The sequence below is a fragment of the Streptomyces sp. NPDC002536 genome (assembly GCF_053594995.1).
Map to the genome: position 1 here is coordinate 82,598 of NZ_JBSFWU010000010.1, position 23,718 is coordinate 106,315.

Consider the following 23,718-nt stretch of genomic DNA (forward strand, 5'->3'; position numbering starts at 1 on the left):
CGCGTGCTTTCAGCGTTGCTTCATCCGACGATGAAGCAACGCGCGCTGGTGCTGCACGGTCGGCTCGGCCGATGCTTCATCCCATGATCAGCACGCAGGCACTGACGGGCATCGCGATCGTGGCGCTCGGGATGGTGCTCTCCCCCGGCCCCAACATGCTCTACCTCGTGTCGAGATCCGTGACCCAGGGACGGCGGGCCGGGCTGATCTCGCTCCTCGGCGTCGCCACCGGCTTCCTCTTCTACCTGCTGGCCGCAACCGTCGGACTCGCCACCGTCCTCACCCTCGTGCCCGCCCTCTACACGGCCCTCAAACTGGCCGGGGCCGCGTACCTGGGCTGGCTGGCGTGGTGCACCCTCAAGCCGGGCGGCACCTCCGTCTTCGCCCCGCAGCCGCTGCCGCCGGACCCGCCCCGCAGGCTGTTCACCATGGGGCTGGTCACCAACCTCCTCAACCCCAAGATCGCGATCCTCTACGTCTCGATACTCCCGCAGTTCGTCGACCCGCGACGAGGCTCGGTGCCGGCACAGAGCCTCGAACTGGGCCTGGTCCAGATCGCGATAGCGGTCACCGTCAACGGCCTGATCGCCCTCACCGCCGGAACCATCGCCGGGTTCCTGCAGGAACGCCCGGCCTGGCTGCGCACCCAGCGCACGGTGATGGGCCTGGTGCTCGCGGGAGTTGCCCTGCGCGTCGCCACCGCGTGAGTGCAACCGGCGCGCCCCGCCGGTTGCCGGTTCAGCTCGCGGTGAGGGCGAAGGCCAGCAGGGCCACCGAGGTGAAGTCCAGCGCGGCCTCGGCCGTCTGCCAGGAGTCCATCCGGTCGCGGTAGCCGGCGCCCTTGCCGTCGAAGTCCTTCCAGGACGCGCCGCCCGGAGGGTTCGCCGCGCACTTCCTCATGGTGGGGAAGGTGTTCAGGCTGTCCGGGTCGTCCAGGTCCTTCGCGGAGTTGGGGCCGTTGACCACGGCGCCGCGCAGGATCGCGCCCGTGCCGTCGAGGCTTCCGGCGAGGTTCGCGACCTGGTGCGAGGGGCAGTGCGGGAAGGTCTCGCCGGCGCCGACCATGAAGGACGTTCCCCAGGGGTTGGCCCCGAGCGCCCAGCCGCGCTGCCGGGCCGCGAAGGCGTCGTAGCGGTGGTCGCCGGTGGCCTTCGCATAGAGCCCGGCGGTGGCGACGAGGCCGAAGGTGTGGGGCACCGCGTCGGCCTCGTCGTAGACGGCGCCTGCCGTGAAGGGGTCCTTCGCTGCGCGTGTCGTGCCCTCGTCGAGCTGGCGGCGCAGGTCCGCGCGCAGGGCGTCGGGGGAAATGCCGGGCGCGTCGGCCCCGTTGAGGGCGGTGAGCAGGTCGGTGTGGGCCAGGGCGCTGACGTCGGCGACGCCCAGGGTGCCCTTGTCGTCGGAGTCCAGGTACGCCTTGGCCCAGTCGGCGGCCTGCCGGCGCCAGGTGCCGGCGCGGTCGTCGCCGAGGGCCTGTGCCGCCAGGGCGAGTTCGGTGGCGCCGAACTCCATGTCGTCCTGCCAGACTTCCTCGGGGTAGAAGGCGCGCGGGAACGCGGTGACCAGCGTGCCGCGGGGTGCGGTGTCGGCGTGCTCGTAGACGGCTGCGGCCTTCGCCAGCCAGGTTCTGGCGGCGCCGGGGTCGCCGGGTGCCTCCTGCTGCGCGGCGAGGGCGAAGACGGCTGCCATCCTGCCGGCGAGGTTGGGGCTGATGGGGGTGCCGGGGTCGGCGGCGCGGAAGACGGGGCGACTCCTGATGGTCCGGTCCGGGTGGCCGGGCGGGACGTCGAGGGCGTCGTCGTCCTCGGGCAGGCGCCAGACGTCGTGGTCGGTACGGACGTTGTCGTTCCCGGCCCCGATGCCGACCTGGGCGTAGAGCGTGTTCGTGGTGCCGTCCCACATCTTGTCCAGCCAGGCCAGCCCGTGCCCGGCCTCGGCGGACAGTCCCGCCGCCTCGGGCATCGACCGCTGGGCGAGGAGGAGTTCGGCGACGGAGTAGGAGGTGGTGTGCGTGAACTTGAGGAAGTCCCCGGCGTCGAAGAAGCCGCCCGAGACGTCGACCGGGCCGCCGGCGGGGGTGAGCCGTTCGTCGAGGAGCTTCTTGCCCGCCCGGTCGTAGTGCGGGGCGGCGTAGACCGTGGCCTTACGGTCGGCCAGGTGGGACGGTTTGCGGGAGAGGATGTCCGCGGGCACGTCGGCGCCGTCGCGCTGGGCCCGGAAGAACCGGACGTTGTCCTGGATCAGCGGTGTCATCAGGTCGCGGGCGGCGGCGATCCTGAAGGCGGGCGAGCTTCCGGAGGCCGTGCCGGTCAGCTCGATGCGGTAGGTGCCGGGGGTGTCGACGGCCGAGAGGTCCACGGTGCGCACCAAGGTGTAGGCGCGGTTCCAGCGCCCGGTCCGGGGGCCGAGCGGTCCGGTGCGCACGGTGCGGCCGTGGGCGTCGATGAGTTTGAAACCGGCGCCTCCGAGGGCCTGTTCGGCCCCCATGACGAAGGCCTGCTTGGCCTCGCCCACGGCGTAGCCGGCCTGGTCGACGCGGACGGCCACGCGCGGACCGTCCGCCTCGGGGGCCGAGCCCCGGGCGGGCAGTGCGTAGGTCACGGCGCCTGCTGCGACGGCGGCGGCTGCGACGAGGACCATGGTGCGCGGGCGAGGGCGGGGGCGGAGGCGGGGACGTTCGGTCATGCGCTCACCTTGGCGAACGCTTCATGAGCTGAAGATGAGGACGGAGGGACAGGCAATCGTCACCCGGCCCGCTCCTCCTCGTGCGGCGGCAGCCGCAGTTCGGCGAGCAGGCCGCCGCCGGGGGCGTCGGAGAGCCGGGCGGTGCCGCCGTGCAGTTCTGCGACCCAGCGGACGATGGCCAGGCCCGTGCCGGTGCCGGACCCGCTGCCGACGCCGCGGCGGAAGACCGTGTCGCGGTCCCGGGGCGGCACGCCCGGGCCGTGGTCACGGACGGCGACCAGCCCCTGCGCGACAGTCACTTCGACGCGGGGTCCGGCGCCGCCGTGGCGCAGGGCGTTCTCGACGAGGTTGCGCACGGCCTGGGCCAGCAGTTCCGGGTCGCCGCGCACGACCGCCGGTTCGGTGTGGAGGGTGACTCCCGTGCGGTCGGGCAGCTCTTCGACGGTCAGCTCGGCCACCTGGTCCAGCCGCAGCGGGATGAGTTCGACGTCCTGGATACCGGCCTCCACCCGTGCCCGGGCCAGCAGCCCGGTCACGAGCCGGCTCAGCCGGTCGACCAGGCCGAGGGCCGTGCCCAGTGCGGCCGGTGCGCGGTCGGGGGCCGTGGTGCCCTGCTCCACCACCAGGCGCAGTGTGGCCAGCGGGGTGCGCAGTTCGTGGGCGGCCTCGGCGAGGAACTGCTCCTGCCGGTCCAGCCCTTGCAGGGCGGGCCGCATCGCGCGCCGGGACAGCAGATGCCCGGCCGTCGCCGCGACGGCGACCAGGGCGGCGCAGCCCAGCGCGAGATGCTGTACGAGTTCGGCGTGGCCCTGCTCCTGCCGGGTGGGGTCCAGGCCGACGAGGACGGCGGCGTCGATGCGTTCGTCCCAGACCGGGGAGACCGCCCAGCGCAGGCGCCGGCCGTCGCCGGCCGGTGCGGTGAAGCGGATGACGGTCTCCTGGTCCGTCAGCAGCCGCTGCCAGATCCTGCCGAGCTCGGCCCGGTCGGGCAGTGCCGTCCTGTCCCCTGCCGCCACGCGGGCGTCGGGGGTCCGTCCCGTTCCCGGCCGGAGAACGGTCACCGACTCGACGCCTTCGGTGAGTTCGTCCTCGCGCAGCGGTTCCAGGTGTACGGTCCCGCCGCTGGACCAGACCGCGCGGGAGAGGCCGACCGCGCGGACGCCGGCCTCGTGGTCCAGGGCGGCTCTGCGGGAGTTCCCGTCGAGCCGGGCGGCGAACGTGGCGAGGGCCACCAGGCACACGGCGGTCGTCGCGGCGAACAGCAGGGTCGTCACCCAGCGGCTGCGGTGCAGGCGCGCCACGGCGGGAGACGCCTTGGGCGACATCAGTGGCAACAGCGGCATCAGCCGTCCGCCTTCGGGTCCGCGAGCTCCGGGTCCGCGAGCCGGTAGCCGGCGCCGCGGACGGTCTCGATCAGCCCGGGTTCGCCGAGGCGGCGGCGCAGCTGGCCGATGAGGACGTCCACGACGTTGGACATCGGCTCGCTCGATTCGTCCCAGCAGCGCTCGATGAGCTCGGTGCGGGTGACCACTTCGCCGGCCCGCAGCATCAGCACCTCCAGGACCGCGAGTTCCTTGGCGGTGAGGCTCAGCAGCGTTCCGGCCCGGCTCACTCGGCGCCGCGGGAGGTCGAGTTCCAGGTCCGCCGTCCGCAACAGCGGCGGGCGGCTGGGCTGGCCGCGCCGGCACAGGGTCCGGACGCGGGCGACGAGTTCGGCGAAGGCGAAGGGTTTGACGAGGTAGTCGTCGGCCCCGTGCTCGAAACCCGCGACCCGGTCGCCGATCGAGTCCAGGGCCGTGAGCAGCAGGACGGGCAGTACGGATCCCTGTGCGCGCAGGGCGCCGAGGAGCACCAGGGCATCGCCGTCGGGCACCATGCGGTCGGCGACCACGCAGTCGTAGGTGTTGACGGCGAGTTTGAGGTCGGCGTCGGCGAGCGTGGGGGCGAGGTCCGCGGCGAAGCCGGCGTCCCGCAGCCCGGTGGTGAGGACGGGGCCCAGCTCGGGGTCGTCCTCAAGGATCAGTACGCGCATGAGGGGAAACCCTAAGCCGGGCCGCTCGCGCCGCCGACCGCCCGGCCACCCGGCCGCCCTCAGTCCACGCAGGACCGGATCTCGTCGGCCAGCTGCCGTGCCGCGGTGTCGGCCGTGCCGGCGACGAGGCGGGTACGGGTGAGGGCGAAGGCCAGGCCGCGTTCGCGGTCGGCGAAGGCGATGCTGCCGCCGCTGCCGTGGTGGCCGAAGGCGGTCGGCCGGCTGCCCATGGCGGGCAGGCCCAGGAAGTAGCCGAGGCCCTTGGCGTACGTGCCGAGGAGCATGGCGTCCCTGCCGTCGACGGCCACGCTCGTGGCGAGCTCCACGCGTTCCCGGGTGACCAGCCGCACACCGTCGACCTCGCCCAGCAGCGCGGCGTACATGCGCGCGGCCGCGCGCGCGGTCGTGGTGCCGCAGGCGGGCAGGTCCGCGCGCAAGTAGTCGGGGCGGTTGGCCAGTTCGACGGTGGTCCACACACTGCGGTTCGGCACGACCAGCCGCCGGAAGGGGGCGGACGGCGGGACGGTCTCCAGCCACGCGGCCCAGTTCCCCTCGACGAGCGGTGCCGTGCGGGCCAGTTCGCTCTCGGGCAGGCCGAAGTGGAGCTCGTCGGCGATGCCGAGCGGCTCTGCGACGTACGTCCGCAGGGCTTCGGACGGGGTCAGGCCGGTGATCCGGCGTACGGTCTCGCCGACGATCCAGCCGAAGGTCCAGCCGTGGTAGCCGCTGCGCGAACCGGGCTCCCACAGCGGCTGCTGTTCCGCGACGATCGCGCACATGGCGTCCCAGTCGCAGAGCTCGGCCGGTGTGATGCCGGGCGGGAGCTGGGGCACGCCGACGGAGTGGGTGAGCGCGTGGCGTACGGTGGCCCGCTGTTTGCCGTGGGCGCCGAACTCGGGCCAGTAGTGGGCGATCGGGGTGTCGTAGTCGATCAGCCCGCGCTCGGCGAGCACGTGCACGAGGGTTGCCGTGAAGCCCTTGCCGGTGGAGAAGCTGTGGATCAGTGTGTCGGGGCCGAGCGGGCGTCTGTCGGGCGGTGCGGATGCGTCGGCGATGCCGGCGAAGGCGTCGACGACCGGCTCACCGTTCACATAGGCCGCCACTTGGAGGCCGCTCTCCTCGCCGGATTCCACGAGCCGTTCGAGGATCGCACCGACCCGGGCCTGTACGTCCGGGCTCCCTCTGCGATCCCTGCGATTCGCCTGCACCCGTGCATCATGGCACCGCGACGGGCCGGGTCATATCGGACCGGCCGCCTGCCAGGGGAAGGGGACCAGATCGGGCTCGACCCAGCCGGCCCGGGCCGCGTCGCCGGCCAGCGTCTGCGGCCGGTAGAAACGGCCGAGCAGTGTCGCGTCGAGCAGCTGCGGGTGCCGTGCGGCGAACGTCTCGAAGTCGCCCTCGTTGTCCTCGTCGGCCGCGTGGTGTCCCACCAGCTCGACCCAGGCCCGGCTCATCGTCGCATGGAACTTCTCCGGTGCTCCCGCGGCGGCAGCGGTGTGCCGGATGCCGTCGCTGACCAGGTCCACGGCTGCGGCGGTGCCGTACGTGCGGACCGCCAGCCAGGTCAGCCGGACGTGCTGGCAGTGGCCGAAGCGGTCCGCTCCGGTCATCGCCTCGTGCATCAGCTCCGTGAACTCCGTGCATGCGGACGGGACGGCGGGTTCGGTCGGGGCCGTGTTCACGCGGATGCCTTGGTCAGGGCCTGGAGGACGGCGTGGAAGCCGGCCACCTCGGCGGTGGAGAGCCTGCCCAGGGCACGTTGTTCCAGGCCGGCCAGGGTCTGCTGAACGGTGTCGGCGGCCAGACGGCCGTCGGGCGTCAGCTGGATGAGCACGGAACGCCGGTCCCCGGCGCGGGTGCCGCGAGTGATGTGACCGCGCCGTTCCAGGCGGTCCAGCACGCCGGTCAGGGTGGTGGGCCGGGTCCCGACGGCGGCACCGAGCTCGGAGACGGTACGGCCGCGTCCGTCGGCGAGGTTGGCGAGGGCGTTGATCTCGGAGGCGGTCAGATCGAGATCGACGAGCTCGGCGGCGATCAGCTGGAGCGTGGCATGGGTCGCACGCTGCAGAGCGAGCAGCGCGGACCGCTCCGGTGGAACGGATTCGGATTTCACGGTTCCGGATAGTACGGTTCCGTAGTGTCGGGGGGCAAACCCCGACAGGGCGGCGCGGAATACTGGCCGCCACGGCCGTCACCCAGCACCCGGTGACACCTGCAGATTCGAGGGATGCGCCCACCGAGCAGTCGTTCTGCCGCTAGCGTGCGAGCTCCGACTGCACGTGTCTCTCCCCGCCCGGAGGCTGGCCATGGAACGGTCACCATCTCCCCTGGCTGTATATCTGAAGCAGGAGAACGGCACTTCTCCGTACGATCACTGCCTGGCCCCGTTGTCACCGTGGCCTGGTGCGATCCCCGACTCTGTCGTGCGTGCCCTGAACAGTGGGGAGCGCGCGGTCCTCGACATGGAGTGGGCCTACCGGAGGGCGGTGCTGGAGCGGGACACCTGGCGGCACCGGGGAACGGAGTACGCGGACTGCCTGCCCAAGTACCCGGACGAGTCCCACATGGCCGCTCAAGATCTGAAGGAACTGGCCTCCCAGCACGCCCACAAGATCAAGACTGCACAGATCCGGGTTGCCGCCCGATGGGCGGCAACCGCGAGCCTCACCGTGCAAAGCCTGGCCCGGGACAAGGTGCCTGACCCCTTCGACGTGCTCTACGGCCACTGCGTCCAGGACCTCGAAGATGCCCTGCCGTTCCTGATCGAGATACCGAAAGAGCAGCCGGAGTCACGGAACGACTTCTGGCCCGGCAACCAGGCATGGACGGGCGCACGAGCCCTCAAGGCAGCAGTCGCACTACTCACGACGGACAACGACACGAACGAGCCCGACAGTTCCAAGGAGGTCCACGCCGCCAGGGAGCTGGTGCGCAATCCAGTACCGGTGCTACGCACCTACGCATACGCCTGCCGCCACGAAGCCGGACAGTTCGCCGCCCTGCGCGACTACGACCCTCTGGAATTCGCCAAGGCGAGCGGCTTCGTACCCCGTGACGACAGTGACGACGGCGGATCTGGGGACAACGCCGACGGCGCTGCCTACGCGCCGTAGGTCTTCTTCCACCGTCTCTGGTGGTTCCGGTCGCCCTGGCCGGCACCGTTCACGCCGGCCACCGCTTCCAACGACGTGCCACTGTTCCAGAGGCCGAGAAGGTCGCGGTGTATGGCAATGATCCCGTTCGTACGAGCGAAGCCCGCGGAAGGACCGCTCAAACGAGTCGTCGTCACGAAGACGGCGACGTCTGCACCGAAGTGGACCTTGGATCCCAGCAGGTCACGCATCTCCCGACTGGCGATGGAACTCTTCGGCGCATAGCGCTTGCACTGCACGACCATGGCCCGGCCGTCCGGCAGCCGACCGACCACATCCACCCCCTGATCCCCGGTGCCGCCCACCCGGCGGACCTCCGAGCAGCCGTCCCGACGGCAGAGCTCCGCCACCAGCTCCTCGAATTCGGTGCCGGACATCTTGTCGACGTCGGCCAGCGTCCTGTGCCCTGCCCTCACCGCCTCCTGCCGGCGCCGGCTCCGGTCCCGGCTCCGCAACAGACGGTCCGTCCGCCACAGCCGCCACCCGAGCGCACCCAGAGCGCCCGTCACGCCCACCGCGACGAGGTACGGCCAGACAACCGACCAGAACGCCACGCACGCGATCAGCAGCAGTACACCGCCGCCTGAGCCGGCTTTAGCCATGGCCTCACGCCTACGCCGCGCCGCAGAACGTCGCCCCTGCCGGTTGGCCATCTCCATTCCTCCTCACTCGAACCCGCTGCGCAGTGTGTCGAGCGGACGAGCCATGAGGAAAGGACGCCACTGGAGCCGAGCGAAAGATCCAGGCCAGAAGGGCACCCTGCACGAAGACCCGGACCACACAGCGCAGTCCGGGCCTTCGTCGTCTCGTGGTTGCCGTTTTGGCTGCAGTCGCCGTCCCGCTTGCCGTCGTGCCGCGAGCGGTCACCGGAGCGGCGAGGGTCAGGCCGCCTGCCCGGCCCGGCGGGCCAGGCCGTGGCGGACCGCCCACACCGCCGCCGCGAGGGCGAACCCGTAGACGGACACCAGCCCGTGGCCGTTCTCCTGGGCGAGCCACATCGCGAGGCCGAGTGCCGGGACTCCGGCCGCCAGGGCGAGTTCCTTGGGCAGGCGGGTGCGGGTGAGGAAGGCGAGGGCGAGGGTGGCGCCGAGGAAGTAGGTGGCGCCGGAGCTGCCGGCGAAGTTGCGGGGGTCGGTGCTGGGGCCGTCACCGAAGCCGAGCAGGGTGTCGATCCGGCCGGGCAGCAGGATGCCGGCGAGGAAGAAGCCGAGGGTGAGCGAGCCGCCCCAGTACCACTGGGCGAGCGCGGCGACGGCGGCGAGGGTGACGAGGTTCCACAGGCCGCCGAAGAAGCCGCCGTTCTGCATGAACACCGAGGTGAACTCGCGCCACCAGCCGGACTTGGCCGGGTCCGCGTCCAGCGCGTCCATCGCGCCGGGCCAAGCCAGCTGCAGCAGCACGCCGCCGACGGCGAGCGCGGTCAGGGCAACCGCCGCCCACGGGAGCGGCCGCCCGCGCAGGGTGTCGCGGCCGACCACGCCGAGCCCGCAGTTGACCATCATGACCATCAGCGCAGCCGTGGTCACGTTGAAGACGATCGCCCCCATGTCCGGCCTCTCCCCCCGTTGCGACGTTTCCAACGCCGTTCGAAAAACTGATGACGCAAAGCTAGCACAGTTTTCGAACGGTGTTGGAAAACGCTGTACGGTGAGCACATGAAGCTCACCAAGGAGCGCATCGTCGACGCGGGCATGGCCGTCTTCGCCGAGGTCGGCTACCAGAACCTGTCCATGCGCCAGGTCGCCGACCGCCTCGATGCCCACGCCGGCAGCCTCTACTACCACGTACGCGGCAAGGACGAGTTGCTCGCCCTGATGGCCGACCGGGTCTGCCGCCGGGCCCACGACGCGGGCACCGAAGCCCTGGCCGCCCTGCCGCCCGCCGCCACCTGGCAGGACCGGATCGAGGCCCAGGCCACCACCCTGCGCCTGAGCATCAAACAGCACCCCGGCGGCGCCCAACTCCTCGCCGAGAGCCCAGGCATGCTCAGCACCGGCGCCCTCGCCCTGATGGAACGCCTGCTGCGCACCCTCCTCGACGCCGGCCTGCCCGCCGACCGCTGCGGCATCGCCGCCGACACCCTGCTCAGCCACGTCACCGGCTTCGTCCTCCAGGAACAGAACCAGCCGGCGACGCCACCACCCGTCACCGCCGAGCTCTACGCCGAACTGTGCGAGCAATTCCCCCTGCTCATGGGCGAGTCGATCCCACGCCTGAGTCAGGACGAGAAGTTCACGCGGAGCGTCCGCCTGCTCTGCGCCGGCTTCGCAGCCCCCTCCTAGCCCCCGGCATCCGCTCCCGCCTCGGCGGGAACCGGACCCGCGTCGAGATCGTTTCAAACGATGTTTGAATGAGTGGAGTGCCGGCACGCATGTCGGCACGCCACCTGTCATTGGGGAGGGAAACCATGTCGAAGGACATGTACAAGGAGTTCTCGGACAACGTCGACCGCGAGGTCGCCAAGCTCGTGGACCGGACCAACCGGGAGGCCGCACAGGCCGTCGACCGGGCGCTGGGCAGGACGGGTACCGCGGGGGCGTTCGACACCGACCGCTGGCAGCGCCGGCTCGACGAGCTGCTCACCACCCACCGCATCCCCGGCGCCGTGCTGGCCGTCCTCAGCGGCGGGGAGATCCACGAACTGGCCAGTGGCGTCCTGCACACCGGCACCGGTGTCGAGACCACCACCGACTCGGTGTTCCAGATCGGCTCGGTCAGCAAGGGCTACACCGCCGCCCTCGTCCTGAGCCTCGCCGACGCCGGCAAGCTCGACCTGGACCAGCCGGTCGTGACGATCCTGCCCGACTTCGCCCTCACCGACGCCGAGGCCGCCCGCACCATCACACCGCGTCAACTCCTCAACCACACCAGCGGGATCGAGGGCGACTACGTCAACGACACGGGCCGCGGCGACGACTGCCTGGCCCGCTACGTCGACGGCACGCGCAACGTCGGCCTCACCAATCCGCCCGGCGCCACCATGTCCTACTCCAGCACCGCGTACAACGTCCTGGGCCGGATCGTCGAGGTGGTCACCGGCCGGACCTGGGACGAGGCACTCAAGGAGCTGATCTGCGACCCGCTCGGACTCCGGCAGACCATGACGCTTCCCGAGGAGGTCCTGCGCTTCCGCGCTGCGATGGGGCACATGGGCGAACCCGGCGAGGACCCCACGCCCACCCCGCTGTGGAACATGCTGCCCCGCTCCGCCGGACCGTACGGCGGCATCAGCGCCACCGCGGCCGACGTGGTCCGCTTCGCCCGGCTGTTCATCGACGGCGGCACCGCACCGGACGGCACCCGGGTGCTCTCCACCACGGCCGTGGAGGCGATGCTCACCCGCGAGGTCGACATGCCCGACCAGTGGTTCCTCGGCGCACACTGGGGCCTCGGCTGGGGTCTCTTCGACTGGGACGGCGCTCGCGGCTTCGGCCACGACGGCAGCACTTTCGGCCAGCTCGCCTATCTTCGGGCCATCCCGGAGAAGGGCCTCGCCATCGCCCTGCTCACCAACGGCGGAGGCGCCGCACCGAAGGTCCACGAGGCCCTCTGCCGCGAACTGAGCGCCGAACTCGCCGGAGTCACCATGCCCACGTTCGGACCGGCCGACAATCCCCCGGCCGTCGACACGACGCCCTTCACCGGCCGCTACAAGCGCGAGGGCTTCCTCATGACCATCACCGCCCGCGCCGAAGGCCAAGGCGAAGGCGAAGGCGTGCTGGACCTGCGCTACGAAGGCGTCGAAGGCCTCGCCGGCACCTTCGACCCGCTCGTCTGGCGCCTCACCCCCGTCTCCGACACCCCCACCAAGACCGTCTTCGCCGGCCGCCGCAACGACAAGGACGCCTGGATCCCTGTCGTCTTCTACGCCCTCCGCGACGGCACCCGCTACGTCCACTTCGGCGTCCGCGCCACCGCCAAGTCCGCCTGACCCCACCACACCGGCGCCTCAACCAGGGCGCGCCGTCCTCCTCCGACGGGCGAAGCAGACCAGCGCAGGGGGCAGGTTCCGCCAGACCGTTCGGCTGAGTACGACCTCCTCGAACGCCTCCCGCAGTTCGGAGCGTTGCCGTCTCGACGGCGGCGCCCAGAGCGACCACGTATAGGCGAACTGGCTGAACGTGCCGGTGCTGGACAGCGACTTCGCCACAGCGGGGATCAACGGTCGTTGATAGGCGGCCCACGGCAAACCGCTGATCACCACATCGGCGATCAGGTCCCGCCCGCTCAGCTGGTCAGGCAGCGAAGCCGCATCTGCGGTGATCACTTCCACCTCCGGGAACCGGTCCGCGAGGATCTCGGCCAGTCGGGGATTCAGCTCGATGGCCAGATGCCTCCCCCGTCCGGCCAGACGCTGTTGAATCGCGCCGGTGAAGGCACCGGTGCCGGGGCCGAGTTCCACCACCACGGGATCGCCCTGCTCGGGCACCGGAAAGGTCATCTGCCTGGCCAGGGCCGGTGAGCTGGCGGTCACCGCTGCCGTGATCATCGGCGAACGGACGAACTCGCGGAAGAAGAGTGCGGTGTCAGCCACTCGGTTGCGGTCCCTTCTGGGCAAGGTGCGGCAGGCGGCGGCGGTCGAGTGGTGCGGGGAGCCACCAATTGGCCCTGCCGAGCAGGTGCATGGCGGCCGGCACCAGCAGCAGGCGCATGAGGGTGGCATCGATGAGCACGCCGGCGCCCAGACCGAGGGCGATCATTTCGATGACGATGTCGGTGCTGAGGAGGAAGGCGAGGAAGACGGCGGTCATGGTGGCTGCTGCGCTGGTGATGATGCGGGCGGTGGCCGTGAGGCCGGTGGTGATGCTCTGCTGGTTGTCGCCGGTCTGCAACCAGGCCTCGCGGATGCGGGTGATGAGGAAGATCTCGTAGTCCATGGAGAGGCCGAAGACGATGGCCAGTATCAGGACCGGTACGTACGGCTCGACGGGGACGGGTGCGGACACGCCGAAGAAGCCGCTTCCCCAGCCCTTCTGGAAGAGGGCGACGACGACGGACAGGGCTGCACCGACGGACAGCAGGTTGAGGAGTGCGGCCTTGGCCGCGACGAGCAGGCCGCGGAACGTGGCGAGCAGCAGGAGGAAGGCGGTGACGGTGACGAAGGCGGCCATGGCGGGGAGGCTGCCCACGAGGTCGTCCGCGAAGGCGAGCCGGGCCGCGGTGAGGCCGGTCACGAAACCGTGGGCACCGGTGCCGGCCAGGGCCTTGGGCAGGGTGGTGTGTTCAAGGGTGCGGAGCAGGCCGTCGGTCTTCTCGTCCTGCGGGCCGGTTTCCGGGGTGACGGTTGTGGTCAGCAGCGCGTGATCCGCGCTGAGCACCGGGGTGCCGACCGCGGCGACGCCAGGGGTCCCGGCAAGGGCCGCGGTGAGGGTGCCGGACAGTCGGTTGCTTCGGGTGCTGCTCGTGGCACGTAGAGGGTCGAGTTCGACGACGACGGTGAACTGGCCGTTGGCACCGGGCCCGAAGCCCTTGGAGACGAGCGCGTAAGCACGGTGCTCGGTGTAGCGGCCGGGCAGCGAACCGGCGTCGATGTGACCCAAGTGCGCAGCGGTGAGCGGGATGCAGACGGTGCCCAGCACAAGGACACCTGCGGCGAGGCACGTTCCCGGGTAGCGGCTCAGCGTACGGGACCAGCGGTACCAGACGTCCCGGGTGCCGGTGGCCTCGTCGACGGGCCGGCCGAGGCTCAGCCGGTCGATGGCGCGGCCGAACAGCCCGAAGAGGGCAGGCGCGAGGCTGAGGGCGGCGAAGGCGGTGATCAGGACGGTCGTTTCGGCAGCAACGGCGAGGCTCGCGATGAAGCCGATGCCGCAGAGGTGGAGACCGTTCAGCGCGAGAATCACGGCTGCCGCGGCCATGACGACGGCGTGACCGCTGGTCGCCATGGCCCGGCCGGCGGCTTCGGCCGGGTCGTCCACGTGGTGCAGCAGGCGCCGGTGCCGGGTGGCCAGGAAGAGCGTGTAGTCCAGTCCGGCGCCGAGGCCCATCATGGCGGCCACGGTCGGGGACGCCGTGGCGAACGTGAACACATGGGCCAGCAGATGGACCGCGCACAGCCCGACGGGCAGCGCGACGAGCGTGGTGAGCAAGGGAATCACGGCAGCTGCGAGACTGCGAAAGGTCATGATCAGAGCCGCCAGCGCGGTGCCGAGGCCGATCAGCTCCGACAGCATGTCGGACCCCGCCGGGCGCGCCAGTTCTCCGAGCGGGCTGCCGTAGTCGACGCTGATGCCCTGCGCGCGCAGCGCATGGACTGCGTCGTCGCACCGCGCGAGATAGGACCTGCCGAACCTGCTCGGGAAATCGTCGAACCAGACCGTGAAGTACCCCGTCGACCCGTCCTGCGAGAGCGCGCCCGGGGTGGTGAACGGGCCGACTGCGGAAGCGACATGGGGAAGGTGCGACAGGCGGACTCCGGCGGCGGTGATGTCGCGTTGATGTGCTGCCAGCCCGCCCGTCCCTGCGTGAAGGACGATCTGCGAGCTGACCCCTCGAACGGCATCGCCGCCGTGCGTGGTGATCAGGTCGGCACCGCGTTGGACAGAGGTCCCGGGCAGGGAGTAATCGTCCTTGAACGTCCCGCCCCAGAACCGGTCGAGCAGGAGCAGGGCGGCGAGGAGCAGCAGCCATACGGCAAGGACTCTCTTCGGATGCCGGGCGCACGCCCGTCCCCACCGGTACAGCCCGTGGTGCATCGCCCCCGACTGATCGGTCACGATGGGGCGGGGCATGGTCTGCCGCGTTCCCGCAGCGGGGGTACGGACGGCGCCGCCCGGTCGGCCGCGTGCGTCGTCGTCCCGTTCCGCGGGCGAACGACGCGCGTCGGCACACGGAAGTCCGTCATGAGATTCCCCGCACTGCTGCCATGAGGCCACTCCCCCGGGCCGGTTCCGGGAGTTCCTTCCCGCGGGCGGACACGCTACGGCGCCGGGGACGGGTTATCACCCCAAAGGATGAGCCACCCGCTCGTGGAGCGTCGGCAGCCGTGCCCATGGGTAGCTCGCAGCCCGGCGCGGAGGGGGAATCCATGGGGCTCGGCAGCACGTTGTCCGGCCGTCTGCTGCGTGCCCGACTCCGTCGTGCGGTCCGCAGAGGAGGCGACGCAGCACTGCTGGAGCTCGTTCCCGAGCCGGTCATGGATCTCTTCCGGCGCGACGGCCTGGCCTCCCCCGCTCCGTCCTGTGGACGTTCCTGGGAGGAGGTGACTCCGGCGCCCCTGGGATTCGGCGTGAACGTGTGGCTGGTCAACGGCCCGGAGCAGGTCCGGCACGTCCTCACCGCCGACGACACATTCGGCAACGACCCGGCCCGGCTCCCCTACATGGGGCAGTTCATGCGCGGACAGGTGCTGGGCGGCCTGGGAACGTGCGACCCGCCTCTGCACGGCAGGCTGCGGCGCGTCCTGGCACCCGAGTTCACGCTCCGTGGGCTGCGGCACCTCGAACCACGGATCCGGCGGATCGTGGACGAACAACTCGACCTCATGGCGGGCCGGCCCCAGCCCGTGGACCTCCTGGAGGCCTTCGCCTGGCCCGTGCCGGCCCGCACCATGTGCGAGCTGCTCGGGATTCCGGCCGCGCACCGTACGGACTTCCAGCGGCTGAGCACCCAACGCTTCGACATCATCCCGGGTCTGGACGCCCTGTTCGGCGCCGTCTCGTCCTCCCTGGCCCGTCTGGAACAACTGATCGCCGACGAGCGCGGCGATCCCGGAAACCGTCTCCTGGGCACCATGGTGACCCGCGGGGCCGACCTGGACGACCGCACGCTGGCCGGTCTGGCCGACGGCGTGCTCACCGGTGGACTGGAGACCACCGCCGGCATGCTGGCACTCGGAGCACTCACTCTCCTCCGTGACCCCCGGGCCCGCGCACGAGCCACTGACCCGAGCGCCGTCGACGATCTGGTGGAGGACTTTCTGCGCCGCCTCTCGGTGGTACAGGTCGCCTTCCCCCGCTACGCCCTCAGGACATGCAGGCTGGGTGACCACCAAGTGACCGAGGGGGACGTGGTGATGTGCTCCCTGCTGCGCGCCAACCACACCACGAACGCCGAGCCGTCACAGGCCCGCCCGGCCCGGCACCACCTGGCCTTCGGCCACGGCCCGCACCGCTGTCTGGGCGCGGAACTGGCCCGCATGGAGCTGAGGATCGCCTATCGGCGTCTGATCGAGCGGTTCCCCCGCATGCGACTCGCGGTCGATGAGTGCGAGGTTCCGTTCCACCGGCTGGCGATGGTCCACGGGCTCCGACGTCTGCCGGTGATCCTGAACTGAGCGGTGGAACTCCATTGCCCGACGGCATGGCCTCGGCTCCCGGTCGGGACCTTTGTGCCGGGACGCCCCGACGACGAGGACGGTTCCGGCGCTCATGCCCGGACCGCCGGCTTGAGGACCTGCTCGCACCACGTGCGGAAGGTCGTGGGGCTCGCGGTCTGCGGGGTGCGTCGCACCCCGTCGTCGAGGCCGTCGTCCTTGGCCCGCATCATGTCGAGGTAGCCCTGTACGAACGCGTCCCCGTTGCCCTGTCCGGCGAGTGCGGTGCGGGATGCGTCGAGCGTCTGCCGCTCGTAGCGGACCGGGCGGCCGAGCACCTCGGTCATGATGCGCGCCAGGTCGTCCGGCGAAAGGTCCTCGGGGCCCAGTACCGGGACCTCGCCCGTCCCCGTCCACGATCGGTCGAGCAGCAGGCCGGCGGCGGCCGCGGCGATGTCCCGGGTGGCGGCCGTCGGTGCCTTGCGGTCGGCGGCGACGGTGCCGGTGAACACGCCGCCGTCGCGGATCGAGGCCACCTGCCACAGCAGGTTGTCGATGAACGTCGGGTTGGCGAGCGCCCGGTAGGCCACGCCCGTACTCGCGATGAGGTCGTCCATGGCCAGCGACGCCGTCACGTGCCCTGCGCGGCCGGCGACGGGGGTGCCCCGGCCGAGCGCCGAGACGCCGACGACGTGTCCGACCCCGTGGGTCGTGAACGCCTTCGCGGCAGCGCGGGTGAACCCGGAGTACATGGCGTCCACGCTCGGCGCCCGGGGATTCGAGGGAACGAGCCAGAAGACGGCGTCCGCGCCGGCGAAGGCCCGGTCGACGACCTCGGCGTCGCCGTGCGAACCGGTGACGACGTCGACGCGGGCGCGGACCGCGTCGGGGAGGTTCCCGGGGTCGCGCACGATGACGCGCAGCTCTTCGCCGTGCAGTTCTTCGCCGCGCGTGCGGGTCCCGTCGGTCCCGTCGAGAAGGATCTCCAGAAGCCGGCCGCCGATCTGGCCGGTGGGAGCGGTGATGACGATCATGCGTCGAGTCTCGGGGCAGCCGTCCGCCACGTCCAATGCCCTTCCCGGCAATTGATACCTTCAGGGCATGGATCTCGATCTGCGCAAGCTTCGCTACTTCGCCGCGGTGGCCGAGTACCGGCACTTCGGCCGGGCGGCGGAGCAGCTCTACATCACCCAGCCGGTTCTCAGCCGTCAGATCCGGTCCTTCGAGCAGGAGTTGGGCTGCACACTGCTCGTGCGGACCACCCGCAGCGTGGAGCTGACCGCCGCCGGGAAGCAGCTCTACGAGGAGGCGCAGCAGATCCTCCCGTCGCTCGCCGCAGCGGTGCGGCGCGTGCATGACGTCGATCAGGGCGTCCAGCGGCTCGCGGTCGCCTTCTCCCCCGGGCTCCATGTGTCCGATGCGATCCGGGCGTTCGCGTCACGCCACCCGGATGTCGAGACCGACGTCGTACCGGCACGCTGGTGGGAGCAGGACCGGCCACTCCGGGACGGTCGCGCCCAAGTCGGTTATCTGCGGCGGCCGTTCGACGAGTCGGGCTTGCGCGTTGTTTCCATCGGCCACGATCCCCGGGTCGCCTGCATGCCCGCGGCGCACCCCCTGGCGTGTCGTCAGGAGCTCATTTCCGCGGATCTCGACGGCGAGCGGATGCTCGACGTACCCAAGCGGCGGACGGCATCGCTCGAGGAAAAGTTCGAGCTCGTCGCCTCCGGGCACGGCATCGCGCTCATCCCGCTGAGCGTCGCGCGGTCCTACTCCCGCCCCGACCTCGTCCACCTTCCCGTCACAGACGCCCCGGAGCTCGAGACCTGCCTGGCCGTTGCCGCGGACCGGCGCGAGAAGCTGCTGCGCGACTTCATGGAGATCGCCACTGCAACGCTGCGGAAGACCTGAGCGGTTCGGGTGCCCTTCGCCCCGCCGCCGGGTCCGGCGGGGCGAAGGGCACCAGCAGCATCCGGGGTCCGAGTACGCCCCGGATGCCCGGTCAGGAACGGGGCTGCTGTTCGGAGACAGTGGGAGCCACGATCGGGAAGGTCGGGTCGGAGGCGGTCAGGTAACCGAAGACCGTGTCCGCGTAGTCCTGTTTGCCTTCGGCGATCTGGACGAGGCCGTCGCGGACGGCGGCGTCGAAGGCGTCCTTGAAGCCCTTGGGGCCGTACATCAGGCCGTTGAGGACCTCGCGGGTCAGCTTGATGACGGTCTGCGGGGTTCCGGCGAAGCGGTCCTTGCCGGGGGTGAAGACCAGGACGCCGTTGCGCAGCGTCGTCGTGCAGGTGTCCTCGTCGGTACCGTTGATCAGCCACTGAAGCACGATGGGGGCGCGCTGTTCGCGGCCGGCGGCAGGGCCGTCGATGCTGCGGGCGAGGGCGGAGAAGTACTGCTCCAGCGACATGCTGAGGACCAGATCGCCGGCCTCCTGATTGGCGGCCCGCTCGACGCCGTGGGCCAGTTCGTGGGCGCCGGTGAGGTAGAAGTTGCGCCAAGTGCCGTTCTCGGAGCCGTAGCCGAGCTGGGTGAGGGCCCGGTGCTGGAGTTCCTTGGCGGATGCACTGTCCTCGGGGTGACCGAAGATGACGTGGTTGAGGAGTTCGACGGTCCAGCGGTATTCGTGGCGGTCGTACGCCTCCTGAGCCTTGGCGACGACAGCATCGACGCCACCCATGGCCTCCACGTAGTGGACGCCCGCCTTGGCCGGCGGGAGGTTCCACAAGTGGGCGGGGTTGCCGTCGAACCAGCCCATGTAACGCTGGTAGACGGCTTTGAGGTCGTGGCTGAGGGAGCCGTAGTAGCCGCGGGTGTACCAGTGGGCCGCGAGCGACTCGGGCAACTCGAGCTCCTCGGCGATCTCGATGCCTGTCCTGCCCGCGTTGATCAGCCGCAGGGTCTGGTCGTTGAGGTAACCGTAGACGTCCCGCTGGTTGCTCAGATACTCGACGATCTTCTCCTTGCCCCAGCGGGGCCAGTGGTGGGAGGCGAACTCGACGTCGGTGTGCTCGCCGAAGGTCTGGATCGTCTCGGTGAGGTACTTCGACCAGGCGTGGGCATCGCGGACCTGGGCTCCGCGCAGGGTGAGGATGTTGTGCAGGGTGTGGGTGGCGTTCTCGGCGGCGCACAGGGCGCGGGCCTGCGGGAGGTAGATGTTCATCTCCGCGGGGGCCTCGGTGCCGGGCGTGAGCTGGAAGATCAGCCGTATGCCGTCGACGAGCTGCCGGTAGAGGCCGGGCCGCCAGGGGATGACGTCCTTGGCCGACCACTGGTCGCGCGGGACGGGCGCGGTGCCGGTGCCGCCGATGCTGACGTTCGGCGGGACGAGGGTGACCTCGCCGGTGGAGATCGTCAGCCCGAGGCCGGAACCGACCTGCCCGTACGGGCTCTTGTCGAGCTTGGCCGCATACATGTACTCGGAACGGCGGGCCATCGCCGGCCCCGCGTAGACGTTCTCGCTGACGGCGTGCTCCAGGAAGCCGTCGGGCGCGATGATCGGGATGTCGGTGTCGATCACGTCGTTGCGCTCGTGGAACAGGCCGCGGACGCCGCCGAAGTGATCGACGTGGCTGTGGGTGTAGATGATGCCGATGATCGGCCGCGTGCTCTCCGTCGTGTCCCGGTAGAGCTTGAGCGCCCACTGGGCGGTCTCGTAGCTGGCGAGCGGGTCGATGACGAGGATGCCCGAGTCGCCTTCGATGATGGTCATGTTGGACAGGTCGTAGCCGCGGACCTGGTAGATCGCACCGTGCTCGTAGGAGGCGACCTGGAAGAGCCCGGCCTGGGCGGTGAGCAGGCCCTGGCGCCACAGGCTCGCGTTGACGCTCGGCGGTGCCTCGGACACCTCGGATTCGCTCAGGAAGTCGTAGGAGACGAAGTTCCACACGATCCGGTCTCCCTGCCGGCGGGCCGGGATCGCGGGGAGCGCGGGGAGCGCGACCAGACCCCGCCGGGCGTCCTCGAAATCCTCGGTGTCCGGCGGGATCGTCTCGACGATCCTCCGGTTGGCCTCGGCCACGGACGGATCGGCCTCGATGGGGTCGGTGAATTCGGGCATACGACAGCCTCCTCGGGCACGCGGGATCACCGCGTGCGTCACGGGACAGGGGCAAAGTGCCGAACGTGGCTGACGCTATGGGCGACGGAAATCTGCCTGCAAGATCCTGAACCGGCCACGGATCGAGGCTCCGTCACGGCCGATACTTCGCTCTCCGGGGCGACCGGAGTTGCCACCGCCGCCGTCCGGGAGTCCGCCGTCCGGAGCCGATTTCGCAGGAAGCCCGACATCAGGCAAAGTTTTCCCCATGTCTCATCACGCCGGGGCCGCTCCCCGCAGGTCGGGCCGCGTCCGGCGCGTCCGTACGCTTGCCGTCACAGCCGTCTGTGCGCTCCTCGCCACGGGCTGCGGGGGCGCGTCCGCCGATGCCGATCCTGAAGGCGGCGTGTCCGTCTCGTACAAGGCCCCCGCACCGGGCAGGGCCGACGAGCGGGCGTTCCTGCGGGCGCGCGCCCTGCCGGAACGGGTGGCCGAGGATCTCAACGGCGCGCTGCAGCTGCCCGAGCGGATCGAGATCGTCAACCGCACCTGCAAAGGCGCCGACGACTACCCCGAGTACGACCCGGGCACCCGGCGGATCGCCCTGTGCTACGAGTACGTCGGCCGGGTGCGCTCCTCCTTCCAGGAGGCGGGGGCGTCCGACCCCGACGTGCGAACCGCGGGCGTCGTCACCGAGTCGCTCTACCACGAGGCCGCCCACGCGCTCGTCGACACGCTGGAGCTGGACTTCGACGGGTCCGAGGAGGACGTCGCCGACCGGTTCGCGGCCTACCGGATGATCCCTCAGGGGGCCGAAGGCCGGGCGGGGCTGCTCGCCGCCGCCGACAACTACGCGTGGGAAGCGCAGGAGGACGCCGATCCCGAGGACGACGCCGACTCCTCGGGCTCCTCGGGCTCCGAGGACGAGCACGCGCCGGATGCCGTGCGTGCCGCCAACTACCGGTGTTATCTGCACGGTTCCGCGTCCTCGGCGCCGGAAGGGGACGCGAAGCTCGTCGACGGGCGGCTGTTGAGCAGCGAACGGGCCGGGCGGTGCCGGGACGAGTACCGCGCACTGCGGCGCGGCTGGGACGAACTCCTCGCACCGCACACCGCCTGACCATCGTCACCGCCGCCGTCGTCTCAGCGCAGCGCCAGCGCCCTCGCCTCCGCCTCCTCCGTGAGGCCGATGCCGGGCCGGGCCACGACTCCGGACGGCAGGGTCTGCAGCCACGCCCACGTGTCCCTCACCGTGTCCGCTGCCGGGCGGCAGTGCAGGCCCGTTGCCAGGGCCCGGGAGACGTCGGCGCAGTGCATGGCCGTGTGGCCCTCGCTCCCCGGCGGGCACCAGACGGGCAGGTCGCTCCAGCCGGAGAGGCCGGCTTCCTCGATCACTTCGGGTTCGGTCCACACCAGTTCCGCGTCCGAGCCGGTCACCTGGACGCAAGCGTCCAGCAGTTCGCCGATCGTGGCGTGTCCCGGCGGGCTCACGAGGTTGAACGGACCATGGAGTTCCGCTTCCACGGCATCGAGGATCCACGTGGCCATGTCGCGGACGTCGACGTACTGCAGCGGTGTCGACCGCGGGCCCGGGGCCAGGACGCGGCCGCCGCGGGCGATCCTGGACAGCCACCACGGCAGGCGGCCGACGTTCTCCCGAGGACCCAGGATCAGGCCTGCGCGGACCAGGAGGCTGTGCTTGTCGCCGAACTCCCGGAGCACGGCGAGCTCCGCGCCGCGCTTGTCGGTCGCGTAGTCGACCGACTCCGCGTCCGGGTCGCCGTCCACCACCGGGCCGTCCTCGTCCAGGCCCGCCGGCATGGGCCAGGTGTGTACGGAACGGGTGGAGACGTAGACGTGACGGCCGACGCGGCCGGACAGCAGCCGGGCCGCGTCGCGTACGACGCGCGGGGCGGACGTCCAGGTGTCGACGACCACGTCCCACGTACCGGTGGCCAGTTGGGCGAGCCCGTCCGGTGCGGTGCGGTCGCCGTGCAGGACGTGCACGCCGGGTGGCGCGGGGTGTCGGCCGCGGTGGAAGACGGTCACGTCCCAGCCCCGGTCCCGCGCGGCCTCCGCCACCGCGCGGCCTCCGAAGTCGGTGCCGCCGAGCAACAGCAGTTTCACCGTGTTCTCCTTTTCTGTTCTGTGACTACGGTGCGGCTACGGTGTGGCAAGGAAGTCGCGTACGCCCCGGGAGACCGTGGGGTCGGTCAGGAAGTCGTTGTGCCGGAGGCAGGCGGCGGTACGGGTGTTGGCGGCACCGGCGAGTTCGGTGCTCCGGGCAGGCGTGATCTGCTCGTCGCACGACGACCACCAGGTCGCGTACCGCGTGGGCCCGGGTGTTTCGGTGCCCTGGTTCAGGTGGCGCAGGACGTAGGAGTCCGGGGTCATGTCCTTGCACCCCTGATCCCAGAGGGCGCAGAGCCAGGCGATCTGCGTGCCGTGGTTCGGTCCGGCGAGCGAGACCCAGTGGGCGGTCTTCGCGGTGCCGCCGCCGAACTCGAGGTACCAGCGCGACGGCAGACTGCCCAGGCTGTGGGCCACGATGTCGGCCTTCACCGCATGCGTCTGCGCGAGCACGTCGTCGACGTAGGCGGACAGGCGGGCGGCGAGGACCTCGTTCGTCGACTGCGAGGTGTCGTAACTCCAGGCGAAGAGGCGGTCGGTGGGATATCCGGCGGCCGTGAAATCCGCCTGCATCCGCCCCCAGACGCCGGGGTCGGCGTTGCGCCCGTGAATGAAGATCACCGGATTCGGCGGCGCGGCCGCCTGCGCGGGCGGGGCTGCTGTGGCCAAGGCTAAGAGGGCAAAGAAGGCTGAGACCGTGGCGATTCCGTGGCGTCTGCGCATGCGCGTACAACTCCCCGGACCCTGCCGAATGTTCCGGATCGGCCGCCCCGGCGGGGTCACCGGACCGGACCGCGCTCGTCGTAGGCTGGGCAGCATGACGACGACCGAGGCGCGTACCGAGGCGCGTGAAGAGCCTTTGAGCATCGGCGAGGTGGCCGAGCGGACCGGGCTCAGCGTGCACGCCCTGCGCTTCTACGAGCGTGAGGGCCTGCTGGTCGGTCCGGTCCGGCGCACCACGGGCGGGCGGCGGCGCTACACCGAACTCGATGTCGACTGGCTGCAGATCTGCGTCAAGCTCCGGGAATCCGGTATGCCGCTGGCCGACCTCAAACGGTTCGCCGAGCTGGTGCGACAGGGGCCGGGCAACGAGACGGAGCGCCTGCAACTCCTCGACGCCCACCGTCAGCGCGTCGATGCACAGATCACGGCGCTGGAGGAGTGCCGTTCCGTCATCGCCTGGAAGGTCGGCGTCTACGCCGAACACCTCGCCCGCGGTGAGGCCGGCGGGCTCTGGGACCCGGTCGCCCGGAGCAATATCTAGGCCGTGTCCGGCGGACCTTCGCGCCCCGTCAGGGGCGCGGGGAACTGCGCGAGCAACCACGACGTGCCCGCAGCCGACGTCCCCGGGGGGGGGGGCCCGCCCCCCCCCCCCCCGCGGGGGGGGGGGGGGGGGGGGGGGGGGGGGTTGTGGGGTTGGTTGGGG

The 23,718-nt window shown here is 71.0% G+C and carries 22 protein-coding genes; 8 read left to right on the forward strand and 14 right to left on the reverse strand.

Annotated features, from left to right (window positions below; all coding sequences use genetic code 11):
• Positions 1-83 precede the first annotated feature (83 nt).
• Positions 84-707, forward strand: a complete 624-nt coding sequence (locus ACWD4B_RS06210) for a LysE family translocator (RefSeq protein WP_451419656.1) — start codon at positions 84-86, stop codon at positions 705-707.
• Positions 708-738: 31 nt separating this feature from the next.
• Here ACWD4B_RS06210 and ACWD4B_RS06215 read toward each other — a convergent pair whose 3' ends face one another.
• Genes ACWD4B_RS06215 through ACWD4B_RS06240 form a run of 6 tightly spaced genes read right to left on the reverse strand, consistent with a single transcriptional unit; the run spans position 739 to position 6,830 of the window.
• Positions 739-2,682, reverse strand: a complete 1,944-nt coding sequence (locus ACWD4B_RS06215) for a glycoside hydrolase family 9 protein (RefSeq protein ID WP_451419657.1) — start codon at positions 2,680-2,682, stop codon at positions 739-741.
• A 59-nt stretch (positions 2,683-2,741) separates the two neighbouring features.
• Complete coding sequence (locus ACWD4B_RS06220; protein WP_451419658.1) at positions 2,742-4,025, reverse strand: sensor histidine kinase; 1,284 nt, start codon at positions 4,023-4,025, stop codon at positions 2,742-2,744.
• Complete coding sequence (locus ACWD4B_RS06225; RefSeq protein WP_451419659.1) at positions 4,025-4,714, reverse strand: winged helix-turn-helix domain-containing protein; 690 nt, start codon at positions 4,712-4,714, stop codon at positions 4,025-4,027. Before ACWD4B_RS06225 ends, ACWD4B_RS06220 begins: the two co-directional genes overlap by 1 nt.
• Positions 4,715-4,773: 59 nt before the next feature.
• The gene (locus tag ACWD4B_RS06230; RefSeq protein WP_451419660.1) at positions 4,774-5,922 is read right to left on the reverse strand and encodes a serine hydrolase domain-containing protein; all 1,149 of its coding nucleotides are present in this window, start codon (positions 5,920-5,922) and stop codon (positions 4,774-4,776) included.
• Between the two features lie 30 nt (positions 5,923-5,952).
• Positions 5,953-6,399: a hypothetical protein gene (locus ACWD4B_RS06235; RefSeq protein ID WP_451419661.1), complete on the reverse strand. Its 447-nt coding sequence runs from the start codon at positions 6,397-6,399 to the stop codon at positions 5,953-5,955.
• Positions 6,396-6,830: a MarR family winged helix-turn-helix transcriptional regulator gene (locus ACWD4B_RS06240; protein WP_451419662.1), complete on the reverse strand. Its 435-nt coding sequence runs from the start codon at positions 6,828-6,830 to the stop codon at positions 6,396-6,398. The genes ACWD4B_RS06235 and ACWD4B_RS06240 overlap by 4 nt, the downstream gene beginning before the upstream one ends.
• Positions 6,831-7,140: 310 nt before the next feature.
• Between ACWD4B_RS06240 and ACWD4B_RS06245 the strand changes: the two genes are divergently transcribed.
• The gene (locus ACWD4B_RS06245) at positions 7,141-7,830 is read left to right on the forward strand and encodes a hypothetical protein (RefSeq protein WP_451419663.1); all 690 of its coding nucleotides are present in this window, start codon (positions 7,141-7,143) and stop codon (positions 7,828-7,830) included.
• On the opposite strand, the gene ACWD4B_RS06250 is transcribed toward ACWD4B_RS06245, so the two are convergent.
• Together ACWD4B_RS06250 and ACWD4B_RS06255 are read right to left on the reverse strand one after the other, a co-directional pair.
• On the reverse strand, positions 7,818-8,522 hold the full coding sequence (locus ACWD4B_RS06250) for a restriction endonuclease (protein ID WP_451419664.1): 705 nt from the start codon (positions 8,520-8,522) through the stop codon (positions 7,818-7,820). The two genes, ACWD4B_RS06245 and ACWD4B_RS06250, sit on opposite strands and share 13 nt — an antisense overlap.
• A gap of 228 nt (positions 8,523-8,750) precedes the next feature.
• Positions 8,751-9,416, reverse strand: a complete 666-nt coding sequence (locus ACWD4B_RS06255; RefSeq protein WP_451419665.1) for a hypothetical protein — start codon at positions 9,414-9,416, stop codon at positions 8,751-8,753.
• Positions 9,417-9,524: 108 nt separating this feature from the next.
• On the opposite strand from ACWD4B_RS06255, the gene ACWD4B_RS06260 reads away from it, so the two are divergent.
• Positions 9,525-10,151 carry a TetR/AcrR family transcriptional regulator gene (locus ACWD4B_RS06260; RefSeq protein WP_451419666.1) on the forward strand — a complete coding sequence of 209 codons (627 nt, stop codon included), beginning with the start codon at positions 9,525-9,527 and terminating at the stop codon, positions 10,149-10,151.
• Positions 10,152-10,276: 125 nt separating this feature from the next.
• A complete protein-coding gene (locus tag ACWD4B_RS06265) occupies positions 10,277-11,800 on the forward strand; it encodes a serine hydrolase domain-containing protein (protein WP_451419667.1) in 1,524 nt (507 codons plus the stop codon).
• A gap of 18 nt (positions 11,801-11,818) precedes the next feature.
• Here the strand turns inward: ACWD4B_RS06265 and ACWD4B_RS06270 are convergent, their stop codons facing one another.
• Together ACWD4B_RS06270 and ACWD4B_RS06275 are read right to left on the reverse strand one after the other, a co-directional pair.
• Positions 11,819-12,403 carry a class I SAM-dependent methyltransferase gene (locus ACWD4B_RS06270; protein ID WP_451419668.1) on the reverse strand — a complete coding sequence of 195 codons (585 nt, stop codon included), beginning with the start codon at positions 12,401-12,403 and terminating at the stop codon, positions 11,819-11,821.
• Entirely contained in the window at positions 12,396-14,600 is a 2,205-nt protein-coding gene (locus ACWD4B_RS06275) for an MMPL family transporter (protein WP_451419669.1), read from the reverse strand. Before ACWD4B_RS06275 ends, ACWD4B_RS06270 begins: the two co-directional genes overlap by 8 nt.
• 296 nt (positions 14,601-14,896) lie before the next feature.
• Between ACWD4B_RS06275 and ACWD4B_RS06280 the strand changes: the two genes are divergently transcribed.
• Positions 14,897-16,144 (forward strand): cytochrome P450, encoded by a 1,248-nt coding sequence (locus tag ACWD4B_RS06280; protein ID WP_451419670.1) that lies wholly within the window; start codon positions 14,897-14,899, stop codon positions 16,142-16,144.
• A gap of 92 nt (positions 16,145-16,236) precedes the next feature.
• On the opposite strand, the gene ACWD4B_RS06285 is transcribed toward ACWD4B_RS06280, so the two are convergent.
• The gene (locus tag ACWD4B_RS06285; RefSeq protein WP_451419671.1) at positions 16,237-17,157 is read right to left on the reverse strand and encodes an NAD(P)H-binding protein; all 921 of its coding nucleotides are present in this window, start codon (positions 17,155-17,157) and stop codon (positions 16,237-16,239) included.
• A gap of 67 nt (positions 17,158-17,224) precedes the next feature.
• Between ACWD4B_RS06285 and ACWD4B_RS06290 the strand changes: the two genes are divergently transcribed.
• Positions 17,225-18,034, forward strand: coding sequence for a LysR family transcriptional regulator (locus tag ACWD4B_RS06290; protein WP_451419672.1), 810 nt, complete (start codon positions 17,225-17,227; stop codon positions 18,032-18,034).
• Between the two features lie 91 nt (positions 18,035-18,125).
• On the opposite strand, the gene ACWD4B_RS06295 is transcribed toward ACWD4B_RS06290, so the two are convergent.
• Positions 18,126-20,183: an alkyl/aryl-sulfatase gene (locus ACWD4B_RS06295; protein WP_451419673.1), complete on the reverse strand. Its 2,058-nt coding sequence runs from the start codon at positions 20,181-20,183 to the stop codon at positions 18,126-18,128.
• A 247-nt stretch (positions 20,184-20,430) separates the two neighbouring features.
• On the opposite strand from ACWD4B_RS06295, the gene ACWD4B_RS06300 reads away from it, so the two are divergent.
• Positions 20,431-21,282 (forward strand): DUF4344 domain-containing metallopeptidase, encoded by an 852-nt coding sequence (locus ACWD4B_RS06300; RefSeq protein WP_451419674.1) that lies wholly within the window; start codon positions 20,431-20,433, stop codon positions 21,280-21,282.
• Between the two features lie 23 nt (positions 21,283-21,305).
• Here the strand turns inward: ACWD4B_RS06300 and ACWD4B_RS06305 are convergent, their stop codons facing one another.
• Both ACWD4B_RS06305 and ACWD4B_RS06310 read right to left on the reverse strand, forming a co-directional pair.
• Entirely contained in the window at positions 21,306-22,289 is a 984-nt protein-coding gene (locus ACWD4B_RS06305; RefSeq protein ID WP_451419675.1) for an NAD-dependent epimerase/dehydratase family protein, read from the reverse strand.
• A gap of 36 nt (positions 22,290-22,325) precedes the next feature.
• Entirely contained in the window at positions 22,326-23,015 is a 690-nt protein-coding gene (locus ACWD4B_RS06310; RefSeq protein WP_451419676.1) for an esterase/lipase family protein, read from the reverse strand.
• Between the two features lie 94 nt (positions 23,016-23,109).
• Between ACWD4B_RS06310 and ACWD4B_RS06315 the strand changes: the two genes are divergently transcribed.
• Complete coding sequence (locus tag ACWD4B_RS06315) at positions 23,110-23,556, forward strand: MerR family transcriptional regulator (protein WP_451419677.1); 447 nt, start codon at positions 23,110-23,112, stop codon at positions 23,554-23,556.
• Positions 23,557-23,718 lie beyond the last annotated feature (162 nt).